This is a genomic window from Bacillus sp. NPDC094077, from assembly GCF_050279465.1.
GTDB lineage: Bacteria > Bacillota > Bacilli > Bacillales > Bacillaceae_G > Bacillus_A.
Genome location: NZ_JBNNUF010000004.1, coordinates 167430 through 190385 on the forward strand (window position 1 = coordinate 167430; position 22956 = coordinate 190385).

The following is a 22956-nucleotide window of genomic DNA, read 5'->3' on the forward strand; positions in this document are numbered from 1 at the left end:
GGAAGAGAAAAATAAAACAGCTTTAGCACATAGGCACTAAAGCTGTTACAATCTTGTGTCTTTCCAAAAATTCACTTCGAGATGGGAAGATGGATTATAAGGAAGAAGTTTGTATCCTTGTGACTGCAAATAATCAATTACTTTTGGAAGCATTTGTACGGTGACACTTGAATCATGCATTAAAATAACCTCGACTTGTTCATTGCTTTGATTACGAACTCTTTCTAGTATAGCAGAAGGATTCTCAAAGCTTTTCCAATCATATGTATCAATAGTCCAATCCCACATTTTATATTGGGCCGATACGAGTGCGTCGCGGTAATTCTTTTTTAAGTAAGGCATACTACCATATGGGACGCGAACGAGATGTGTATTTAATTTCGTAATTTGCTGAACAATGTTTTGCGTTTGTTCCATTTCTGCAATTAAAGTTGAAGGATCACCAGTGTAAAGGCGTTTCACATCATGTGACATACTATGAAGCCCGATATAATGTCCTTCTTTAATTAATCGTTGCATTGTTTTTTGATAATGCGGCACTTTTCCGCCGATAACAAAGAAAGTTGCTTTTCCGTTCTTTTCTTTTAAAATGTTTAAAATTTGCGTAGTATATTTGTTTGGTCCGTCATCAAATGTTAAGTACGCAATCTTTTGTGTAGAAGAGGTCGTTTCAGTATTTGGATGATGTTCAGCAGGATTAACTGTAGTTGCTTCTGGATTAGATGACGCGTACATAGTAATTGTGAAAAATAAAATGATACATTGAAATACTCGCTTGATCATAACATTCACCCTCAGTTTGACAATCAAGATGTAAAAAAGAAAAATTGATACTTGTCTTATTATGTATATCTTTCTCCAATAGAGGAACTCTCAAACAATCTATATTTTGGAAATGTAAAATAAGGAGTGAAAAAATAAAAAATAGCATCCTCTTCGAAAAAAGAGGATGCTATTTGAATATTTCATAATTGTAAAGGCTATACTACAATTAGTCTTCTCGTCTTTTCACTTTTTTATAGAAGGAAATAATTGGTTTATAACGTTCGTGTACAAGTCCAATTATTTCAGCAATGATTTCTGTAAAGATGATTAAAGCGAAAAGAAGAATAACTGATAACCAGAGTGTTCTACTATTACTGAAGATAATAGCATTTACACTAAAGAAAATACCAAATGCGTATATAATTAGTACCGTTGTACGATGAGAGAATCCCATTGCAAGCAAGCGGTGATGTAAATGCGATTTATCTGGTGCTGAAATAGGCTTTTTATTTACGATACGGCGGATAATTGCAAACAACGTATCAAATACAGGTACACCTAAAATGATAATTGGAACGATAAAGCTGAATAGCGTTACGCTTTTGTATAATCCAAGTAACGATATAACAGAAATACAGTATCCCAAAAATAGTGCTCCCGTATCTCCCATGAAAATTTTTGCTGGATGGAAGTTGTAAAATAAAAATCCGATTGTACTTGCTAATGTAATTAATGCGAGTGGTAAGATAATAGCTGCTCCAGTGCCCCATGGGCTAGTGAAGGCCATATATGCCAGTGTCGCAAGTACGATAGAGGAAATTCCAGCAGATAATCCATCTAAACCATCTATCAAGTTGATGGCATTTGTGATACCTACAATCCAAAATACTGTAATTGGATAAGCAAGCCATCCAAGTTCAGTATCCCCGATAATTGGAATATATAATACTTGCACTAATAATCCACTTTTAACAATAAGAATGGCAACTAATAGTTGTCCACCGAATTTTACTTTTGCAGATAACTCGTACATATCATCTAAAATCCCGATGATTACAATGATAATCGCACCTAATGTTATCGTTAACATTCTTTGTTCATATAACCCGCCAACAACAAATCCTACAGCTACACCGATAAATATTGCTAACCCGCCCAGACGAGGCATAATCTTTTGATGTACTTTACGTGCGTTTGGCTTATCTGTTGCTCCTATTTTAAAAGCTAATTTGATAACTAAAGGAGTAACGACGAGTACAGTGATGAAAGATGCCAAAATGGCATAAATCACTTGTGAGTCCATTAATACCCCACCTTTTTATAGTCTAACATAATTTTTTGTGTATTTATCTGAAAATTATGATGTTTGTTTACAGGCTCATAACATATGGTATCACAAAAAGATTAGAATTCAATCTTTTTTTCTTTCCACTGTAAATGGAAGTGTGTAGAATATATGACAATTGTATACGGAATGTTTGGCCATTTAAGAAGGTTGATTGTTTTGTTATTTATAATAAGGCATTTTTGTTTTCTCCTGTAGTAAGTACTTTTATTTCAGTATTATAAGTGTTGCACGTAGAAATGAGTATGTTCCGTGTTAAAATGTGGGAATTTATATTATTTCATTTAACTTTACAAAAACTTAAAAAAGAATGGAAAAGGTAATTCATATAATAAAGAAGGCAAAGGGGTTTCTCATTTTTGTGAGAGGGGGAAGCACAGGGGAATTCTATGTATTCGTATATTTTCTATTGTATGTTCCTGTGCAAAAAGAAATGAAAATTACGATAATCGGTACTGGGTATGTTGGATTAATTACTGGAGTAGGTTTGGCGAGATTGGGACATTCAGTCACATGTTTTGATATAAATCATGAAAAAATTGAACGGATCAAACAAGGAAATTTGCCCGTTTATGAATGTGGCTTACATGAATTAATACATGATGCATATGAGCATACACATTTAACTTTTACAACAAGTAAATCAAAGGCATTTAACAATGCCGAGTTTATATTTATTGCGGTTGGAACACCATCATTAGCAGATGGGACAGCTGATTTAACGTATATTCAGCGCGCTTGTGATGACATTGGGACATACGTGAATAATGATATTATTGTTGTTACGAAAAGTACGGTTCCTGTAGGTACAAATGATGTTATGAAGGGATGGATTGAAGAGAAGTTACAAGGGAGGCATACATTACATATCGTATCGAATCCAGAGTTTTTACGAGAAGGTTCCGGTATTTATGATTTCTTCCATGGTGATCGTATTGTAATTGGAGCGGATGATGAGAAGGTTGCACGAAAAGTAGGGAGTTTGTACAGTGCATTATGCTTACAAACCTATATTACAGATATTAAAAGTGCAGAGATGATTAAATATGCGTCTAATGCATTCTTGGCTACAAAAATTAGCTTTATTAATGAGATTTCAAATATATGTGAAAAGGTAGGCGCAAATGTATTAGATGTAGCAAAAGGGATGGGGATGGATAAGAGAATCGGTGCTTATTTCTTAGAGGCAGGCATTGGATACGGGGGATCATGCTTTCCGAAAGATACGAAAGCACTCGTACAAATTGCAGGAAATGTTTCTCATGATTTTCGTTTGTTAAAAGCGGTCATTGAAGTGAATAATAAGCAACAATTGTTATTGATTGAAAAAGCGAAAAAAGTAATAAATATGAATAAGAAGCGGGTTGCAGTTCTTGGAGCAGCATTCAAACCAAATACGGACGATATTAGAGAGGCGCCGTCTCTTATTATAATACAGGAATTAATGAATATGGGGGCAGATGTAGTTGTATACGATCCAAAAGCCATTCAGCATGTGCAAAAAATATTTGGGAAGGCAATACAATATGCTGAATGTATAGATGAATCGATTAGGGGGGCGAGTGCAGTTTTTATCGTAACGGAATGGGAATCTATTCGAACGTATCCGTTAGAAAAGTATGTACAACTTATGGGGGAACCTATTCTATTTGATGGGAGAAATTGTTATACTAATGAGGATGCTAAGAAGCTAGGGATAGATTACTACTCAGTAGGACGAAAGAATGTTTGTAATAAACATATTTCTACTATTCTTTAAAAAAAGTATGTTCCTTGTTTATTCTTATATATCATAATAAAGATTGTAACTAGTGAAAGAAAAGGGGCAATAAAATGACTGAACGTTTAAAAGTAATGACAATTTTCGGGACACGTCCAGAAGCAATTAAAATGGCACCTCTTGTATTAGAGTTGCAAAAGCATCCTGAAAAAATCGAGTCGATTGTGACTGTAACAGCGCAACATCGTCAAATGTTAGATCAAGTATTAAGTATTTTTGGAATTACGCCAGATTTCGATTTGAATATTATGAAAGACCGTCAAACTTTAATTGATATTACAACGCGTGGTTTAGAAGGCTTGGACAAAGTAATGAAAGAAGCGAAGCCTGACATTGTACTTGTACATGGTGATACAACAACAACATTTATTGCTAGCTTAGCTGCTTTTTATAATCAAATTCCAGTAGGTCATGTTGAAGCTGGACTTCGTACATGGGATAAGTATTCTCCATATCCAGAAGAGATGAATCGTCAATTAACAGGTGTAATGGCAGATCTTCATTTCTCACCTACAGCAAAATCAGCAACGAACTTACAGAAAGAAAATAAAGATGAGTCACGCATTTTCATCACAGGAAATACAGCGATTGACGCATTGAAAACGACTGTAAAAGAAACATATAGTCATCCTGTACTAGAGAAACTTGGAAATGATCGTCTTGTACTAATGACAGCGCATCGCCGTGAAAACTTAGGTGAGCCGATGCGTAATATGTTCCGTGCAATTAAGCGCCTTGTTGATAAACATGAAGATGTTCAAGTTGTGTACCCTGTTCATATGAACCCTGTTGTTCGTGAAACAGCAAATGATATTTTAGGCGAACATAATCGTATTCATTTAATTGAGCCACTAGATGTAATTGATTTCCATAATGTTGCAGCTCGTTCATACTTAATGTTAACTGATTCTGGCGGTGTACAAGAAGAAGCGCCATCACTTGGCGTACCAGTTCTTGTTCTTCGTGATACAACGGAGCGTCCAGAAGGCATTGAAGCAGGTACATTGAAATTAGCAGGAACAGACGAAGAGACAATCTTTGGTCTTGCTGATGAGTTGTTATCAAATAAAGAAGCTCATGATAAGATGGCGAAAGCATCTAATCCTTACGGTGATGGTCATGCATCAGAGCGAATTGTAGAAGCAATTTTACAACACTTTAATAAATAAATAAAAAAGAGCCAAATCGCATATGATTTGGCTCTTTTTGTTATTGCTGATTTCTCATAATCCACTCTGCATGAGCATTTGTAGAAGGAGGCGGCTCAGTAGGTGTTTTGTTCTGGCTCGTTTCTTTCTTTGCTTTTTCGTTAGAGTTAGAATTTGAATCAGGATTTGGTTCGGTTTTTGTAGCTGGATTTGTTGGAGTTTTTGTTTTTTCCCCTAGTTCTTTTTCAATTTCGTTACGTACCGTCTCTACACTGATTGGATCCGGAAGGAAGTAATAAATACCGCCTATTTTTCGGTCTTCTCCTTCAAGCTTTAACGTTTGCATTGTAGAAGGATCAAATCCAGAGAGTTTATTGTAAAGAGCAAGTCCGTCTGAAATAGGAATGTCGGTTTTTATATATTTTCCAACGACAGCCGTTAAATCTTTAATTTTAAATACAGTAGAGGCGGAATTTAGTTTTTGAGCAACAGCGGCTAGTAATTGTCTTTGTCTAGCAGCTCGACCATAATCGCCGTTTGGATCCTGCTTTCGCATACGGACGTAAGCGAGTGCTTCTTCACCGTTTAAGCTTTGTTGTCCTTGCTTAAATTGGATTTTTTTGTAGTAATCCACGTCAGAACGCTCCCAGAAATCGAAGGGGACATCAACGGTAACACCGCCAACAGCATCAACGATACCTTTAAAGCCCTGGAAATCAATTTTAATATAATGGTCTACAGGAACTTTTAGAAAACCTTCGACAGTTTTGATTGCCATTTTTTCTCCACCGTAAGCATGCGCAGCGTTAATTTTGTCTTCTTTGTCCTTTCCAACAATTGGAACGCGGCTGTCACGAGGAATACTCATAAGTGAAATCTTTTGCGTTTTCGGATTGACTGTCGCAAACATTAATGAGTCTGTACGACCATTTTGCCCGTCTGTTGCATAATCCTCTATACCCATAATGAGGATTGTAAAAGGTTCCTTTGTAATTTCTATATCTTCGGCTCTTAAATCCGATTTTTCACGAGTAAAACCACTGTACATCCCCATGAGAGAAGTGTAGGAATTTAATATATAAAGTCCTACACTGCCAAATAAAAATGCGAAAATAAAGAAGTAGAAAAGTTTCCTTCTTCGTTTCTTTTTTATTCTGCGATTTTGGAGATGATAATAACGTTCTTCCATATATAATCTCCTTAGTTCATTGTAGAGAAGTAATTCACTACATTAATCTTTAAAGGTGATGATTTAGTTATTCTTAGATAACATCTTGTTCTAAGTACAACATATCTCCCTCTGTAATTGTACATTTCCCATTTGTTAGTTCAATCATCCAATCTGTGAATGCTTGCTTTCCATCTTCTTCTACATACGTATCAAATGTGACATTTTCTAAATAATGTATATCTTTAATGGCATATTTTGAATTTCGTAATTCGTTTTCGACTTTGCCGAGCAATGTGTAATCAATTTCGTTCTGCATAACTCGCATTAGTTTTCGTTCAACAACACCGACGTAATTAATACCTTCGCTTGTACATTTTCCATATGCACGAATTAATCCACCCGCACCAAGTTTTATGCCACCAAAATAGCGTGTCACGACAACGACAGTATCTTTTAGACCGCGTTTTTTTAGCACTTCTAACATGGGTAAGCCAGCTGTGCCGCTAGGTTCACCATCATCATTTGCCTTTTGAATGTGATCTTGTTCACCGATTAAATATGCGGAACAATTATGTGTTGCATTCCAATGTTTCTTTTTAATTTTTTGTATAAATTCTTGAGCTTCTTCTTCAGTTGTAGCTCTGCCTACATAACAAATAAATCTTGATTTTTGAATGACAATTTCGTGTTCGCCATAGTCTTTGATTGTTAAATATTGTAATAGCACTGATATACGCCCCTATCTATCAAAATGGCTAGTACTTTACATTTTAAAAGCGGACGTTTTTATATTCAAACATTTTTTATAAATATGTTGAAACTTTTGATGAGTATTTCATCTTTTTGTTGTAATTTGTCGAGATGGTGAGTATAATTTTTCACCGGCATTTTCATGTAGGATGCACCATTTCTAGTTTTCGTGTAAAATTAGGGAATAAAAACTTTTTTATAAGGCAGGTACGATAATGAAAACAGCTATTGTTACTGATAGTACAGCGTATATACCGAAGCATATTCGTGAAGAACTCAATATATATATGATTCCATTAAACGTTGTGTTTGGAACGGAATCTTACCAAGAAGAAGCTGAAATTTCAGCAGATGATTTTTATGTGAAAGTACGTGAGCAAGAAGAACTTCCGAAAACGTCTCAGCCAGCAATCGGAAAGTTTGTGGAGCTATATGAGGAATTATCTAAGGATTATGATGCAGTTATTAGTATTCATCTTTCTAGTGGAATCAGTGGTACATACCAAACAGCAACGACAGCTGGACAGATGGTAGAAGGTATTGAAGTATATACGTACGACTCTGAAATTAGTTGTGAAGTACAAGGATTTTATGTGCGTGAAGGTGCAAAACTAGCAAGTGAAGGCAAGGCGCCAAAAGAAATTATCGCTCGTTTTGATGAAATGAAGCAAACAGTTGATGCTTATTTTGTAGTGGATGATTTACACCATTTACAACGTGGTGGAAGATTAAATAGTGCGCAAGCTTTCATCGGTAGCTTGCTACAAGTGAAGCCGGTTTTATATTTTAGGGATAAAGTCATTATTCCATTTGAAAAGATTCGTACACGTAAAAAAGCGTTAAAACGTATTGTTGAAATTTTTGATGAACAAGCAAGTAAAGGTGCACCTATGGAAGCAGTTATTATTCATGCGCAACGTGAAGAGGAAGCAAATGAATGGAAGAAAGAATTAGAAGCAAAATATCCTCATGTCACAATTCGCACAGGTTATTTTGGTGCTGTAATTGGTACGCATTTAGGTGAAGGTGCACTAGGTCTTGGATGGTATACGAAGTAATAAGATATAAGAGCTCTCTTTTTGAAGAGGGTTTTTTTACGGATATTGTACGTTTAGTTGACAAGTTAATATTTGGAAATGATAAAATATACGTAAAATAAAATAATGAGGAAAGTTTTATAACTTACTTTTTACAAGAAACTATATTATAATAGAAGAGAGGTGAAACATATGGAGCATAATTCTTGTTTATGTCCAAAGTTTGAGTCAGCTTTTACTTTGCTTAGTAAAAAATGGACTGGCTTAATTATTAAATCTTTGTTGGAAGAGTCGAAACGTTTTAGAGAAATCGCAGATATTATACCGAATATGAGCGATCGTATGTTGTCAGAGCGTTTGAAGGAATTAGAAGGCGAAGGTATTGTAGTTCGTAATGTTTATCCAGAAGTACCAGTTCGAATCGAGTATGGCTTAACTGAAAAAGGGAAAGCGTTAGAAAGTGTTATGGATGAAGTCCAAAATTGGGCTGAGAAATGGATGAAATAGCGTTTTTATTTGTAATGGTATATGTAACAAAACGTAAGGGACACCTTACGTTTTTTCTTTGTTTATAAAAACGGTAGGGCTTTTAAATTTCTACACATACATACAAAATTATACGTATTTTGCACTAGAGGCGCATATAATATTACATTTGTTTTACAAAAGCGTAACATTAGCAAAAAAAATCCCGAATTATGGTATAAATTTTATAGGTTATATACGGAAAAAGAAAAAAGAAAGCGGTGTAAAAAAATAAAATGAAAAAGCTAAAAATGGCGTCTTGCGCATTAGTTGCAGGGTTAATGTTTTCAAGTCTAACACCAAATGCATTTGCAGAAGAAAATATTTCTGATGTAAAATCACAAATTAACGCACAAAATGACACTTTACATAAACAACAACAAGAACGTGATGAATTACAAAAACAAATGAATGACTTAAATAAAACAATTCAAGGTTTAGATAAGTCTGTTCAAGAGAATGCTACAAAACTTGATGAAACAACGAAAAAAGTTGCTGATACTGAGAAATTAATCGAAACGAAAAATAAAGACATTGCAGAACTACAAACAAAAATTGCAAAGCGTGAAGAGTTACTAAGAAAACGTTTAGTTGCACTTCAAGAACAACCGAACACGAACGTTGTAACAGAAGTTCTTGTAAACTCTAAAAATATTGCAGATTTAGTTGATCGTTTAACTTCTGTTTCTAAAATTCTTGAGTCTGATGAAGATATCATGAAAACACAACAAGAAGATCAAGCGAACGTGAAAAAAGATGTTGAGACAGTAAAAGAAAAACAAAAAGAATTAAAAGAAGCACAAGCTCAAATTGAAACTGCTAAGAAAGAACTTGACGCTGAAAAAGAGAAAAAAGCAACAGCGGTAAATGATTTAAGCGGTAAAATGGATACAGTTGTAACTACGATGACAAGTACGGAAAGTCAATTGAAAGACCTTGAGAAACAAGCGTTACAATTACAACGTATTGCTGAAGAAGAGGCACAAGCAAAAGCGAAAGCTGAGCAAGAAGCACAAGCAAAGGCTACACAAGAAGTAGCTAAACAAGAAACGCCAGCGGCAGCTCCGGTTCAAGTAACTGCACCAGCTCAACCAGCAAACAATGCTGGACAAGCTCAAAAAGAAGAGCCTAAAAAAGAGCAACCTAAGAAAGAAGAGCCTAAAAAAGAGCAACCAAAAAATGATTCTACACCAGCTCCTGGTGTAGTTGGTAAAGCGAAGCAATATTTAGGCGTACCTTATGTATGGGGTGGAGCATCTCCAAGTGGATTTGATTGCAGTGGATTCATTTCCTATGTATATGGTGTAGGTAGACAAACAGCTGAAGGTTTCTATAGTTCAGCACAAAAAGTGGATAACCCACAACCAGGAGATTTAGTATTCTTCAAAAATACCTATAAACAAGGGATTTCTCACATCGGTATCGTCGTTGGTGATGGTACAATGGTTCATGCTGGCGATAAAGGAATTGCGATTTCTAGCTTAAGTAGCCCTTATAACCAACAACATTTTGCAGGTTACGGTAGATTATAAGATTTTTTAATTTAATAAAAAACGTGTATAAAGTCGATAGCTTACTATTTTATAAGTAGGTTATCGGCTTTTTTGAGTTTTTACGAGATTATGAGTAAGGTTTATAGTAGTGCTGGAGGTGGTTGCTGATGTTAGCTGGGAAACAGTTATTATTAGAAGAACTTTCTTCAGATGCACAGGGGAAATTAAATGATCTGAAAAAGAAGGGAGAGATTGTTTGTGTACAAGGTGTCAAAAAGAAAGCTTCTAAATATGTGTGTCAGCGCTGTGGAAATATAGAGCAGCGACTATTTGCATCATTTTTATGTAAAAGGTGTAGCAAAGTATGCACATATTGCCGTAAGTGCATAACGATGGGGAGAGTCAGTGAATGTGCTGTACTCGTTCGCGGGATCGCTGAAAGGAAAGGAGAAAAGGATTTAAACCCGTTACAGTGGAAGGGGGGTTTGTCTACCGGTCAGGAGTTGGCTGCGCAAGGGGTTATGGAAGCTGTTAAGCAGAAAGAATCGTTTTTCATTTGGGCTGTGTGCGGGGCCGGAAAAACAGAAATGTTATTTTACGGTATTAAAGAGGCACTTCAAAAAGGAGAAAGAGTTTGTATTGCAACACCGAGGACGGATGTTGTACTGGAGTTAGCACCAAGATTGCAAGAAGTGTTTCCGTATACAAATATAGCTGCTTTATACGGAGGAAGTGTAGATAAGGAAAAAGATGCAGCGTTAGTCGTTGCAACTACCCATCAGCTATTGCGTTATTATAGGGCGTTTCATGTCATGATTGTAGATGAGATAGATGCTTTTCCATATTGTGCCGATCAAATGTTACAGTACGCGGTAAAACAAGCGATGAAAGAGAGAGCGGCACGTATTTATTTAACTGCAACTCCGGATGAAAAGTGGAAACATAATCTCAGAAAGGGTAAAGAAAAAGGTGTCATTGTTTCTGGACGATATCACCGGTATCCTCTGCCAGTTCCTCTGTTTTACTGGTGCGGAAATTGGAAAAAAAGTCTCATTCATAAAAGAATTCCTCGAGTTTTACTACAATGGTTAAAAATATACTTAAATAAAAAATATCCTATTTTTTTATTTGTTCCCCATGTGCGATATGTAGAAGAAATGATCCTGTTATTGAAATCGTTAGATGATAGAGTTGACGGTGTACATGCAGAAGATCCGATGAGAAAGGAGAAAGTGGCTGCTTTCAGGAAGGGAGAAATCCCTTTGCTAGTTACAACGACGATTTTGGAGCGAGGCGTAACGGTGAAAAATTTACAAGTCGCAGTTTTAGGAGCGGAAGAAGAAATATTTTCAGAAAGTGCGCTTGTACAAATTGCAGGTCGAGCTGGTCGGAGTTTGGAAGAACCGTATGGAGAGGTCATTTATTTTCATTATGGTAAGACAGCGGCGATGGTACGGGCGAAAAAACATATTCAAAGTATGAACAAAAATGCTAAAGAACAAGGATTGATAGATTAATGCATTGCTTACTTTGTGATGAGGAAATTTTGTGTGCGATTAGTTGGTACAATTTTTTTGTCAAGGTTCACAAAGAGTATATATGTGATAGATGTGAGAAAAATCTTTCCTATATTATAGGAGAGATTTGTAGAGAGTGTGGTCGGCCATTAGCCTCTTTGCCTGCCGAATATAAAGAAGATGACATTTGCATGGATTGTGTAAGGTGGATGAATGAGGCGAGCTATCGATCTTTTAAAAATCGCTCGTTATACATGTACGATGATGAGATGAAAGGAATACTAGCGCAGTTTAAGTTTCGTGGCGATGCTGAGTTAGTTCGTATGTTTCATCGCCCCTTGCGCAGTCTTTTTCAAAAATATTTTACGCATGTTTCAACCGTTGTTGCTGTTCCACTTAGTAGAGAACGAGAATACGAACGTGGTTTTAATCAAGCGGAGTTATTGGCAGCTTGTTTACCTGTTAGTGTGTCTAATACATCATTAAGCAGAATAGAAACGGAAAAGCAAAGTAAGAAGACGCGCAAAGAAAGAGTTTTAGGAAGTAATCCGTTTTATTTTCGGGGAGAAGAGATGTTTCATGGACAGCATATTTTACTCGTTGATGATGTATATACGACGGGAATTACAGTTAGGCAAATTGGAAGTCTTTTATACGATAGAGGAGCAAGAGAAGTTTCTAGTTTGACACTTTGTAGAGGGTGATATGTGAATGTCGAAAGGGATAATAAAAAGACGATAAGTCTTCTTTGACTTCATATGTTGTCATTCGTTATAGTCAGAATATGGGGCAGATGCCCTGATTTTTAGAGTGAAGGGAATGGAATGAACATGCAAGGAAGAGTGAAATGGTTCAATGCAGAAAAGGGATTTGGGTTTATTGAGCGCGAAGATGGTGATGATGTGTTTGTCCATTTTTCTGCCATTCAGCAAGATGGGTATAAGTCATTAGAAGAAGGGCAACAAGTAGAGTTTGACATTGTAGATGGAGCACGTGGACCACAAGCGGCTAATGTTGTAAAGTTGTAAGGATATTGTTTTTGGGAAGAGAGAGCTGCGTTTGTGGCAACGTTATATATATGTAGTAGAACCTCTTGTTTTTTACAAGGGGTTTTTGTTATATGTTGAGTTGTCAAAAAGTTGTTTCTTTTCTGTAACGAATTGTCCACAGTTATATTCGTTATCTACGATGTTAATAGGGTAAAATAAAGATAGAAACGATGCATCTTTTCATTTCAACAAAAAACGATAAAAAAATCGCAATTCCACTAATTTTTTTAAAAAAGTTAGAAGGAGTTTTTAAGCCAGTGTCGAAATTATAGTACATAGGCTTGAAAGGAGGAATTCATCTATGAAATTCAACATTCGTGGTGAAAATATTGAAGTAACTCCAGCATTAAAGGAATATGTAGAGAAAAAGCTAAGTAAGTTAGAGCGTTATTTTGATACATTCCCAGAGATAAAAGTTAATTTAAAAGTATACTCTGACAAGCAACGTGTCGAGGTAACAATTCCGTTTCCTGATTTATTACTTCGCGCAGAAGAAACTAATAGCGATATGTACGCTGCGATTGATTTAGTAGTTGATAAAATTGAGCGACAAATTCGTAAACATAAAACAAAAGTAAATCGTAAATTACGTGAGAAGGGTTCTGTGAAAACGAACTTTATCCTTCCAGAAGCAGTAGCTGTTATGGATGAGGTAGAAGAGGATGAATTAGAACTTGTACGTACAAAACGATTCGATTTAAAACCGATGGACGTGGAAGAAGCAATCTTGCAAATGGATATGCTAGGACATAATTTCTTCGTCTTCACAAATGCTGATACAAATGAAACTAATGTTGTATACGGCCGTAAAGATGGGAAATATGGTTTAATCGAAACAAAATAATAATTCGAAAGCGCAGCCGAAAGAGGCTGCGCTTTTTTTTGCTGAAAATAGATTTTTAAAAAATCTTTTCTTAATTTAGAACGAGACATTTGGACGATTGTTGTCATAGTTATAAGACAAGTGTTACAATTATCATTAGGTATATACATTTTAGTTTTTTTAATTAGGAGAAAAATTGGCATAACATACATTTGATTTTTATAACGACTGATTGTAATAGAGAAAAAAGATAAACAATCGGAAGTTTTATTTTAATAAAAAGAGGAGCGTATTTCCTATGATCGGTATTTTAAAAAAGGTGTTTGATGTAAATCAACGCCAAATTAAACGTATGCAGAAGACAGTTGAGCAAATTGATGCACTAGAACCATCTATTAAGCCGCTAACTGATGAACAATTAAAAGGAAAGACGCTTGAATTTAAAGAACGTCTAACAAAAGGTGAGACAGTAGATGATCTACTTCCTGAAGCTTTTGCGGTTGTTCGCGAAGCTGCAACTCGTGTTCTTGGAATGCGTCCGTATGGCGTACAGTTAATGGGTGGTATTGCCTTACATGAAGGGAATATCTCTGAGATGAAAACGGGTGAAGGTAAAACGTTAACATCGACATTACCTGTATATTTAAATGCATTAACAGGAAAAGGTGTTCACGTTGTTACAGTCAATGAATACTTAGCACAACGTGATGCGAGCGAAATGGGACAACTTCATGAGTTCCTTGGCTTAACGGTAGGAATTAACTTAAACAGTATGTCACGCGAAGAGAAACAAGAGGCTTATGCTGCTGATATTACGTATAGCACAAATAATGAACTTGGATTCGATTACTTACGTGATAACATGGTTTTATATAAAGAGCAGTGCGTTCAACGTCCACTTCATTTTGCTATTATCGATGAAGTCGATTCTATTTTAGTCGATGAAGCACGTACGCCGCTTATTATTTCTGGACAGGCTCAAAAATCAACAGAGCTATACATGTTTGCAAATGCATTTGTTCGTACGTTAGAAAATGAAAAAGATTATTCATTTGATGTGAAAACGAAAAATGTAATGTTAACAGAAGATGGTATTACGAAAGCAGAGAAAGCTTTCCATATTGAAAACTTATTCGATTTAAAACATGTAGCACTTCTTCACCATATTAATCAGGGGCTTCGTGCGCATGTTGTTATGCACCGCGATACAGATTATGTTGTACAAGAAGGCGAAATCGTAATTGTAGACCAATTCACTGGTCGTCTTATGAAGGGCCGTCGTTATAGCGAAGGTTTACACCAAGCGATTGAAGCAAAAGAAGGCGTAGAGATTCAAAATGAGAGTATGACGCTTGCGACAATTACATTCCAGAACTACTTCCGTATGTACGAAAAGTTATCTGGTATGACTGGTACAGCGAAAACGGAAGAAGAAGAATTCCGTAACATTTACAATATGAATGTTATCGTAATTCCGACAAACAAACCGATTATTCGTGATGACCGTGCTGATTTAATCTTTAAATCAATGGAAGGTAAATTCAATGCCGTTGTTGAGGATATTGTAAACCGTCACAAACAAGGGCAACCCGTTCTTGTAGGTACAGTTGCAATTGAAACGTCAGAGCTTATTTCAAAAATGTTAACACGTAAAGGTGTGCGCCATAACATCTTAAACGCGAAAAACCATGCGCGTGAAGCAGATATCATTGCGGAAGCTGGTATTAAGGGTGCTGTAACGATTGCGACGAACATGGCTGGTCGTGGTACAGATATTAAGCTTGGAGACGATATTAAAAACGTTGGTCTAGCAGTTATCGGTACAGAACGTCACGAAAGCCGTCGTATTGATAATCAGTTACGTGGTCGTGCTGGTCGTCAAGGGGACCCTGGTGTTACGCAGTTCTACTTATCAATGGAAGATGAATTAATGCGCCGATTTGGTTCTGACAATATGAAATCAATGATGGACCGTCTTGGTATGGATGATTCTCAGCCAATCGAAAGTAAAATGGTTTCTCGTGCAGTAGAATCTGCGCAAAAACGTGTAGAAGGAAATAACTATGATGCACGTAAGCAATTACTACAATACGATGATGTACTTCGTCAGCAACGTGAAGTTATTTACAAACAACGTCAAGAAGTAATGGAATCTGAAAACTTACGTGACATTATTGAAGGTATGATGAAATCTACAGTAGAACGCGCTGTTGCACTTCATACACAAGAGGAAATTGAAGAAGATTGGAACATTAAAGGTCTGGTTGACTACTTAAATACAAACCTTCTGCAAGAAGGAGATGTGAAAGAAGAAGAATTACGTCGCCTTGCTCCAGAGGAAATGAGCGAACCAATTATCGCGAAATTAATAGAGCGTTACAACGATAAAGAAAAGCTTATGCCTGAAGATCAAATGCGTGAGTTCGAAAAAGTTGTTGTATTCCGTGTTGTAGATACGAAATGGACAGAGCATATTGATGCGATGGATCATCTTCGTGAAGGTATTCATTTACGTGCTTACGGTCAAATCGATCCACTTCGTGAGTATCAAATGGAAGGATTCGCAATGTTCGAGTCAATGATTGCTTCTATTGAAGAGGAAATCTCTCGTTACATTATGAAAGCTGAAATTGAACAAAACTTAGAGCGTCAAGAAGTTGTTCAAGGTGAAGCTGTTCATCCATCTAGCGATGGCGAAGAAGCGAAGAAAAAACCGGTTGTAAAAGGTGACCAAATGGGCCGCAATGATTTATGTAAATGTGGTAGTGGTAAAAAATATAAAAACTGCTGTGGTATTGGAAAGTAATACAGGGCGGTAGTTTAGACTGCTTTGCAAACTTTTATATCATGAAAAGGATTAAACTCTCTCCGTAATAAGTGGAGAGAGTTTCCCTTGTTTTCATACGAAAGTAACAGCAATTATATAGAGGTGAAGGAAATGGAATTAGTAGAAATTAGACAGGAATTAGAGAAAATGGCTAAGAGATTAGCGGCTTTTAGGGGGTCTCTTTGACCTCCCTACTAAGGAGAAACAAATTGCAGAATTAGAAGAAAAAATGATGGGTGCAGGATTTTGGGATGACCAACAAGGTGCTCAAGCTGTAATTAACGAAGCAAATGCGTTAAAAGATATGGTTGGAAAGTTCCGTCAGTTAGACGAGACATTTGAAAACTTAGAAATAACGCATGAACTTTTAAAAGAAGAGTACGATGAAGATTTACATGAGGAATTAGAATCAGAAGTAAAAGGCTTAATTCAAGAAATGAATGAGTATGAACTTCAGTTATTATTAAGTGATCCTTATGATAAAAATAATGCGATTTTAGAATTACACCCAGGTGCAGGTGGAACAGAGTCACAAGACTGGGGTTCTATGTTATTACGTATGTACACACGCTGGGCTGAAAAACGTGGATTTAAAGTAGAAACGGTTGACTACTTACCAGGTGATGAAGCTGGTATTAAGAGCGTTACTTTATTAATTAAAGGTCATAACGCTTACGGTTACTTAAAAGCAGAGAAAGGTGTACATCGTCTTGTACGTATTTCACCATTCGATTCTTCAGGCCGTCGTCATACATCGTTCGTATCTTGTGAAGTTGTACCTGAGTTCAATGATGAAGTTGAAATTGAAGTACGTACAGAAGACTTGAAAATTGATACGTACCGCGCAAGTGGTGCAGGTGGACAGCACGTAAATACGACAGATTCAGCAGTTCGTATTACGCATACACCGACAAATACGGTTGTAACGTGTCAGTCAGAGCGTTCACAAATTAAAAACCGTGAGCACGCGATGAAAATGTTAAAAGCGAAATTATATCAAAAGAAATTAGAAGAGCAACAAGCGGAGTTAGATGAAATCCGCGGCGAACAAAAAGAAATCGGATGGGGTAGCCAAATCCGTTCTTACGTATTCCACCCGTATTCTCTTGTGAAAGACCACCGTACAAATACAGAGGTTGGTAACGTACAAGCAGTTATGGATGGAGAAATTGATCCATTTATTGATGCTTACTTACGTTCTCGCATCTAAAGAGAAAAGGCCAACAAAATTGTTGGCACATGCTGAGGACAATAGAGGATATAAAGAGTTTTATTTTATTTATATGGATGAAGTAAAGAGGAAGAGAAGTTGGAAACGACAACTTCTCTTTTTGATGGGATTATATGTAGCATACAATGCTGTATATTGTTTTGTAAAAAGTAGAGAATAGTAAAACAGAGCAGTAATAGAGTGGGGCTGTATGTAGAACTTTTCTAATTTTCCTTTTTAAAAAAGGTTCTTTATAGAAGTTTCTACGTTGTTCACAGAATTGAAACAACTTATGAAAGCTTTATTTTATTAGGGTTCTCACTGTATTTTTCAAGAATATGAAATATACCTTAGTTTTTCTATATAAAGATAATGCTTATAATGAAAATGAGTGTGTTAGGAATGAAAAGAATATCAACAATGGGGAGCGATAGAATTGAAAAAGAAATTGTTGGCTATTGCGCTGGGGACATCAGTCGTTTTTGCTTTAGGAGCATGTGGAAATAAAGAAGAGAGTAAGTCTTCGAATCAGTCTGCAAGCACAGATAGCGCAGAACAAATTTTCCAAAGAAGTTGTGCGGGATGTCACGCGACAGATTTATCAGGGGCAACTGGACCTGATTTAAGAAAAGTAGGCGGTAAGTACGAAGCTGCAGATATCGAAGAAATTATTAAAAAAGGCCGCGGTTCAATGTCACCAGGACTTATTCAAGGTGAGGACGCGAAAAAAGTAGCTGAATGGTTAGCTGAACATAAATAAAAAGGGGAAAATGGACGAGTTGATTATATAATCTTATCCAAAAATGACTTTGGGTAAGAACTATAACAACTCGTTTTCCTTTTTCTGGAATGTAACATAACTGTAACAAAAATGTATCCGAATTGGAAACCGTTTGATGTTACAATGAGGTTTGTAGAATTTTGCTGAAATATATTACATAGAGTAGCAGTGCGAATAAAAAGCATGTAAGTAAGCTGCCTTCAACAAGAATGGTCAGATGAAAATAAGGGATTCCTTTTTATTTTCACATGTACAAAAAAGTATTTCGAAAAAAATCATTAAGTATTGGGTGATAAATAATGATAAAAATGACGAATGTTTATAAGGAGTACCCGAATGGTATGAAAGCCATTGCTGGTCTCACAGTTAACATTAAACAAGGTGAATTCGTATACGTAGTTGGACCGAGTGGAGCCGGAAAATCTACATTTATTAAAATGATGTACCGTGAAGAAAAGCCATCTACAGGATCTATTAATGTAAATGGACTTACTATTGAAACATTGGCAGAAAGAGATGTTCCATATTTCCGTCGTCAATTAGGCGTGATTTTCCAAGATTTTAAATTGCTACCTAAATTAACGGTATATGAAAATGTTGCGTTTGCTTTAGAAGTAATTGAAGAAGAACCGGATGCGATCCGTGAGCGCGTTACTGAAGTGTTAGGACTAGTGGGTCTAGATGATCGTGCAGACGCACTTCCAAGCGAACTTTCAGGTGGAGAGCAACAACGTGTGGCTATTGCAAGAGCGATTGTTAATAGACCAAAGGTTGTAATTGCCGATGAACCAACAGGTAACTTAGATATTGAAACAGCTCTTGATATTATGAAGATTTTCACGCGTATTAATGAACGCGGTACAACGATTGTTATGGCGACGCATAACGCAGATATCGTAAATACGCTTCGTCATCGTGTAATCGCGATTGAAGGCGGAAAAATTGTTCGAGACGAGATTGAGGGAGGATACGGATATGAAGGCTAAGACCCTTAGTCGACATTTGCGAGAAGGTGTAAAAAATCTATCCCGTAACGGATGGATGACGTTTGCTTCTGTTAGTGCAGTAACAGTTACATTATTACTTGTAGGTGTCTTTTTGACAGCCATTATGAATATGAACCATTTTGCGACGAAGGTAGAGCAAGATGTAGAGATTCGTGTACACATTGATCCAGCAGCAAAAGAAGCTGATCAAAAGAAATTAGAAGAAGATATGAATAAGATTTCGAAAGTAGAGTCTATTAAATATTCTTCTAAAGAAGAAGAGTTGAAACGTTTAATTAAGAGCTTAGGCGATAGTGGAAAAACGTTCGAATTATTTGAGCAAGATAATCCACTGAAAAACGTATTTGTTGTAAAAGCGAAAGAGCCAACAGATACAGCAACAATTGCGAAAAAGATTGAAAAAATGCAGTTTGTAAGTAACGTTCAATACGGTAAAGGTCAAGTTGAAAAATTATTTGATACTGTAAAAACAGGACGTAATATCGGGATTGCGTTAATTGCAGGTCTTTTATTCACAGCGATGTTCTTAATCTCTAATACAATTAAAATTACAATTTATGCTCGTAGTACTGAGATTGAAATTATGAAACTTGTAGGTGCAACAAACTGGTTTATTCGTTGGCCGTTCTTGCTAGAAGGATTATTCCTAGGAGTATTAGGATCAATTATTCCAATTGGTCTAATTTTAGTGACGTATAATTCGCTGCAAGGTGTGTTTAATGAAAAACTTGGCGGAACAATTTTCGAGCTTCTACCATACAGCCCATTCGTATTCCAATTAGCTGGTTTATTAGTGTTAATCGGTGCGTTAATCGGTATGTGGGGAAGTGTAATGTCAATTCGTCGCTTCTTAAAAGTATAAAAAGTTGCAAACATAATTCGTACAAGCTTATCATATAGTAGAAATAGGTTAAAGGCATCACACACTGTGTGATGCCTTTTGCTACACCACCTGTGTGTTTTGGAAAGGGGAATTCCGCATTGAAACGTAGAGTTGCAATTATTGGAATGGTTGTTGCATTTTTAATTGGTGCTGGCGGAATGTTTGCAGGAATGTCTTTATTTGGGGTTAATCCAGCAGAAGTAACGCAAACAATTTCGAGTGGAAACGCTAGCACAACGCAAGGGAATTTGGCAAAAATTAATGAGGCATATGCACTAATTGATTCACGTTATGTGGAAGACGTGAAAGATGACAAGTTAGTCGAAGGTGCAATACAAGGCATGTTGTCTACGCTGAAGGACCCTTATTCCACGTATATGGATAAAGAAACAGCCAAACAGTTTAGTGAATCACTTGATCCTGAGCTAGAGGGGATTGGGGCTGAGGTGAATAAGACGGACGGTAAGCTCATTATCGTATCGCCAATTAAAGGTTCACCAGCAGAAAAGATAGGAATTAAACCGAATGACCAAATTTTATCTGTAGATGGAAACAGTGTGAAAGACTTATCACGTGAAGAAGCAGTATTAAAAATTCGTGGTAAAAAGGGAACGACTGTCGCAATTGAAATTAAACGTGCAGGAGTGACTGATCCGATTGTATTTAAAATTAAGCGTGAGAAAATTCCAATCTTCACGGTATTTAGTTCTGTGAAAAAAGAGAACGGAAAAGATATTGGTTATATGCAAATCACTTCCTTCGCCGAAAATACAGCGAAAGAATTTAAGGATCAGTTAAAAGAGTTAGAGAAGAAAAATATAAAAGGCTTAGTTATTGACGTGCGTGGTAATCCTGGTGGCTACTTAAATAGTGTAGAAGATATACTAGGAGAGATTATGACGAATAAAAAGCCAATGCTGCAAGTAGAGCAGCGAAATGGTGAGAAAAAGAAATTCTCTACAGAGTTGAAAGAGAGAAAACCATATCCAATCTCAGTATTGATTGATAAAGGAAGTGCCTCTGCTTCGGAAATTTTAGCTGGCGCGCTGAAAGAAGGAGAAGGTTACGATTTAATTGGTGAAACAACGTTTGGTAAAGGAACTGTTCAGCAAGCCGTTCCGTTTAAAGATGGCAGTAACATTAAATTAACGATGTTCAAATGGTTAACTCCAGATGGAAACTGGATTCATAAAAAAGGAATCAAGCCAACTGTAGAAGTGAAACAACCAGATTACTACCATGCGACGCCAATTCAAATTGAAAAAACACTTTCATACAATTCAAATGATGTGCAAGTGAAGCATGCACAAGAGATGCTGAAAAGCTTAGGTTATGTACCAGGTCGTGAAGATGGCTACTTTAGTAAAGAGACAGAATCAGCACTGAAAGCATTCCAAAATGCGAATGAGATGGAAGCGACAGGACAGCTTGATAAAAAGACAGCTGAGGCAATCCAGACTAAAATTATTGAAAAAATCCGTTCTGGAGAAAATGATTTACAATTACAATCAGCATTAAAATTAATGGCAAAATAAGAAGAAATACAGGCATTTTATTGCCTGTATTTTTTTGTGTTAAACAAACGTTTGTCCAGTTATGATAAGATAAAAAGAAAGAATGATATAAATGGTGGTGAATGAGCTCGTGGAGGCATGGCTTTTTGAAATAATGCGGGCAGTTGGACGTTTTTTCTTACACCCTGCTGTCTATGTATTTTTAATAAGTAGTATTTTCGTTGGATACTTACGTATGTTACGAGAAAGAAAAGATTTTTCTTTTAAAGTTTATGATATTTGGTTTGAACTGCGAACATCTCTATTTGCAGGAATTGGATACGGATTAGTCGTATCTATTATTACGATTGGGCTTGGACTTGTTGTTTCTAAAGCGAGCTTATGGGCCATTTTACTTTGGACGTTATTATTTGGATTAACTGCTATGTATCGATATTTATCAGCAGCTTATACGTTTAGTATTGCGATTGTATGTGTTCTATTGTCTTCTAAGATGCCAGTTTCCTTCTTACAGCTTGGAGAAGGTGAAGAGGGAACGATTGTATCTCTTGCTATTTTACTGGGCATCATGCTTGTTGTAGAGGGCTTATTGATTTCTAAAAACGCGGTGGGATATTCTACACCGAGGATTAGGAAGGGGAAACGTGGGTTAAAGATTGGTTTACATGAATCGAAGCGTTTATGGATCATTCCGATTTTTATTCTTGTACCGGGTGATGCGGTAACCCAGTTTATTTCATGGTGGCCTGTCGTTTCAATAGGTTCAAATACATATTCTCTATTCCTCGTTCCATTTTTAATTGGATTTATGAGAAAGATTAGAAGTTATGAGCCGACGGAAGCTTTATTATTTACAGGAAGACGTGTTTATGGATTAGCTGGACTTGTGCTTGTTTTAGGAATTGTAAGTTATTGGTGGCACGTACTTGCTATTATTGCGATGGGAGTCGCGATGCTTGGACGTTTCACGATCTCGATGCAAGAAAAAATCGCTGATGAGACAAGACCAGCATATTTTGCCGCACGTAATGACGGACTTGTTGTATTAGATACAATTCCAAATACAATTGGAGCAGAGCTGAAGTTGCTGCCTGGAGAAATCGTTACAAAAGTAAATGGTGTCGTTCCGAGGAGTGCTGAGGAATTTTATGATGCACTTCAAACGAAGACAACAGGAGCTTTTTGTAAATTAGAAGTAGTAGATACAAATGGTGAGCTCCGTCTTGCTCAAACAGCATTATATGCTGGAGGACATCATGAGTTAGGTATTGTATTCGTTCAGCAGGAGCATGAGTGGGATTCGGAAGCGATGTAATAAAAATGAGGGTGTC

At 36.5% G+C, this 22956-nt stretch carries 19 protein-coding genes and 1 pseudogene; 16 read left to right on the forward strand and 4 right to left on the reverse strand.

What is annotated here, in order from left to right:
* Positions 1-45 precede the first annotated feature (45 nt).
* Both ACQKNR_RS12575 and ACQKNR_RS12580 read right to left on the reverse strand, forming a co-directional pair.
* Positions 46-783, reverse strand: a complete 738-nt coding sequence (locus ACQKNR_RS12575) for a polysaccharide deacetylase family protein (protein ID WP_427318230.1) — start codon at positions 781-783, stop codon at positions 46-48.
* Positions 784-991: 208 nt separating this feature from the next.
* The gene (locus ACQKNR_RS12580; RefSeq protein WP_427318231.1) at positions 992-2068 is read right to left on the reverse strand and encodes a glycosyltransferase family 4 protein; all 1077 of its coding nucleotides are present in this window, start codon (positions 2066-2068) and stop codon (positions 992-994) included.
* Positions 2069-2499: 431 nt separating this feature from the next.
* Between ACQKNR_RS12580 and ACQKNR_RS12585 the strand changes: the two are divergent.
* Together ACQKNR_RS12585 and wecB are read left to right on the forward strand one after the other, a co-directional pair.
* Positions 2500-3869 (forward strand): annotated as a pseudogene (locus tag ACQKNR_RS12585) (UDP-glucose dehydrogenase family protein).
* A gap of 74 nt (positions 3870-3943) precedes the next feature.
* Entirely contained in the window at positions 3944-5059 is a 1116-nt protein-coding gene (gene wecB, locus ACQKNR_RS12590; protein WP_193412800.1) for a non-hydrolyzing UDP-N-acetylglucosamine 2-epimerase, read from the forward strand.
* Between the two features lie 40 nt (positions 5060-5099).
* Here wecB and ACQKNR_RS12595 read toward each other — a convergent pair whose 3' ends face one another.
* Positions 5100-6227 (reverse strand): LCP family protein, encoded by a 1128-nt coding sequence (locus tag ACQKNR_RS12595; protein ID WP_427318232.1) that lies wholly within the window; start codon positions 6225-6227, stop codon positions 5100-5102.
* 73 nt (positions 6228-6300) lie between these two features.
* Positions 6301-6936 (reverse strand): YigZ family protein, encoded by a 636-nt coding sequence (locus tag ACQKNR_RS12600; protein ID WP_427318233.1) that lies wholly within the window; start codon positions 6934-6936, stop codon positions 6301-6303.
* A gap of 238 nt (positions 6937-7174) precedes the next feature.
* Here ACQKNR_RS12600 and ACQKNR_RS12605 point away from each other — a divergent pair, with 238 nt between their 5' ends.
* The 14 genes from ACQKNR_RS12605 to ACQKNR_RS12670 all read left to right on the forward strand — a co-directional run bounded on the left by ACQKNR_RS12605 (position 7175) and on the right by ACQKNR_RS12670 (position 22940).
* Positions 7175-8017 (forward strand): DegV family protein, encoded by an 843-nt coding sequence (locus ACQKNR_RS12605; RefSeq protein ID WP_427318234.1) that lies wholly within the window; start codon positions 7175-7177, stop codon positions 8015-8017.
* Positions 8018-8188: 171 nt separating this feature from the next.
* Positions 8189-8503: a winged helix-turn-helix transcriptional regulator gene (locus ACQKNR_RS12610; protein ID WP_000400855.1), complete on the forward strand. Its 315-nt coding sequence runs from the start codon at positions 8189-8191 to the stop codon at positions 8501-8503.
* A 254-nt stretch (positions 8504-8757) separates the two neighbouring features.
* On the forward strand, positions 8758-10053 hold the full coding sequence (locus tag ACQKNR_RS12615; RefSeq protein WP_427318235.1) for an NlpC/P60 family protein: 1296 nt from the start codon (positions 8758-8760) through the stop codon (positions 10051-10053).
* Between the two features lie 128 nt (positions 10054-10181).
* Positions 10182-11531 (forward strand): ATP-dependent helicase ComFA, encoded by a 1350-nt coding sequence (gene comFA, locus ACQKNR_RS12620; RefSeq protein ID WP_427318236.1) that lies wholly within the window; start codon positions 10182-10184, stop codon positions 11529-11531.
* Positions 11531-12235, forward strand: a complete 705-nt coding sequence (locus ACQKNR_RS12625) for a ComF family protein (protein WP_427318237.1) — start codon at positions 11531-11533, stop codon at positions 12233-12235. The genes comFA and ACQKNR_RS12625 overlap by 1 nt, the downstream gene beginning before the upstream one ends.
* Before the next feature lie 126 nt (positions 12236-12361).
* Positions 12362-12559, forward strand: a complete 198-nt coding sequence (gene cspC / locus ACQKNR_RS12630; protein WP_001990088.1) for a cold shock protein CspC — start codon at positions 12362-12364, stop codon at positions 12557-12559.
* A gap of 322 nt (positions 12560-12881) precedes the next feature.
* On the forward strand, positions 12882-13424 hold the full coding sequence (gene hpf / locus ACQKNR_RS12635) for a ribosome hibernation-promoting factor, HPF/YfiA family (protein ID WP_427318238.1): 543 nt from the start codon (positions 12882-12884) through the stop codon (positions 13422-13424).
* Positions 13425-13701: 277 nt separating this feature from the next.
* Positions 13702-16209, forward strand: a complete 2508-nt coding sequence (gene secA / locus ACQKNR_RS12640) for a preprotein translocase subunit SecA (RefSeq protein ID WP_427318239.1) — start codon at positions 13702-13704, stop codon at positions 16207-16209.
* Between the two features lie 132 nt (positions 16210-16341).
* Positions 16342-17440 (forward strand): peptide chain release factor 2 gene (gene prfB / locus ACQKNR_RS12645; protein ID WP_096001716.1). Its coding sequence is split into 2 segments (ribosomal slippage): positions 16342-16413 and positions 16415-17440, totalling 1098 coding nucleotides; the frame shifts between segments, so codons are not numbered across the junction.
* Between the two features lie 436 nt (positions 17441-17876).
* The gene (cccB, locus tag ACQKNR_RS12650; RefSeq protein WP_193412809.1) at positions 17877-18200 is read left to right on the forward strand and encodes a cytochrome c551; all 324 of its coding nucleotides are present in this window, start codon (positions 17877-17879) and stop codon (positions 18198-18200) included.
* A 320-nt stretch (positions 18201-18520) separates the two neighbouring features.
* A complete protein-coding gene (ftsE, locus tag ACQKNR_RS12655) occupies positions 18521-19207 on the forward strand; it encodes a cell division ATP-binding protein FtsE (protein ID WP_193412810.1) in 687 nt (228 codons plus the stop codon).
* On the forward strand, positions 19197-20090 hold the full coding sequence (ftsX, locus tag ACQKNR_RS12660) for a permease-like cell division protein FtsX (RefSeq protein ID WP_427318240.1): 894 nt from the start codon (positions 19197-19199) through the stop codon (positions 20088-20090). Before ftsE ends, ftsX begins: the two co-directional genes overlap by 11 nt.
* A gap of 71 nt (positions 20091-20161) precedes the next feature.
* The gene (locus tag ACQKNR_RS12665) at positions 20162-21646 is read left to right on the forward strand and encodes a S41 family peptidase (RefSeq protein ID WP_427318435.1); all 1485 of its coding nucleotides are present in this window, start codon (positions 20162-20164) and stop codon (positions 21644-21646) included.
* Between the two features lie 91 nt (positions 21647-21737).
* Complete coding sequence (locus tag ACQKNR_RS12670) at positions 21738-22940, forward strand: PDZ domain-containing protein (RefSeq protein ID WP_427318241.1); 1203 nt, start codon at positions 21738-21740, stop codon at positions 22938-22940.
* Positions 22941-22956 lie beyond the last annotated feature (16 nt).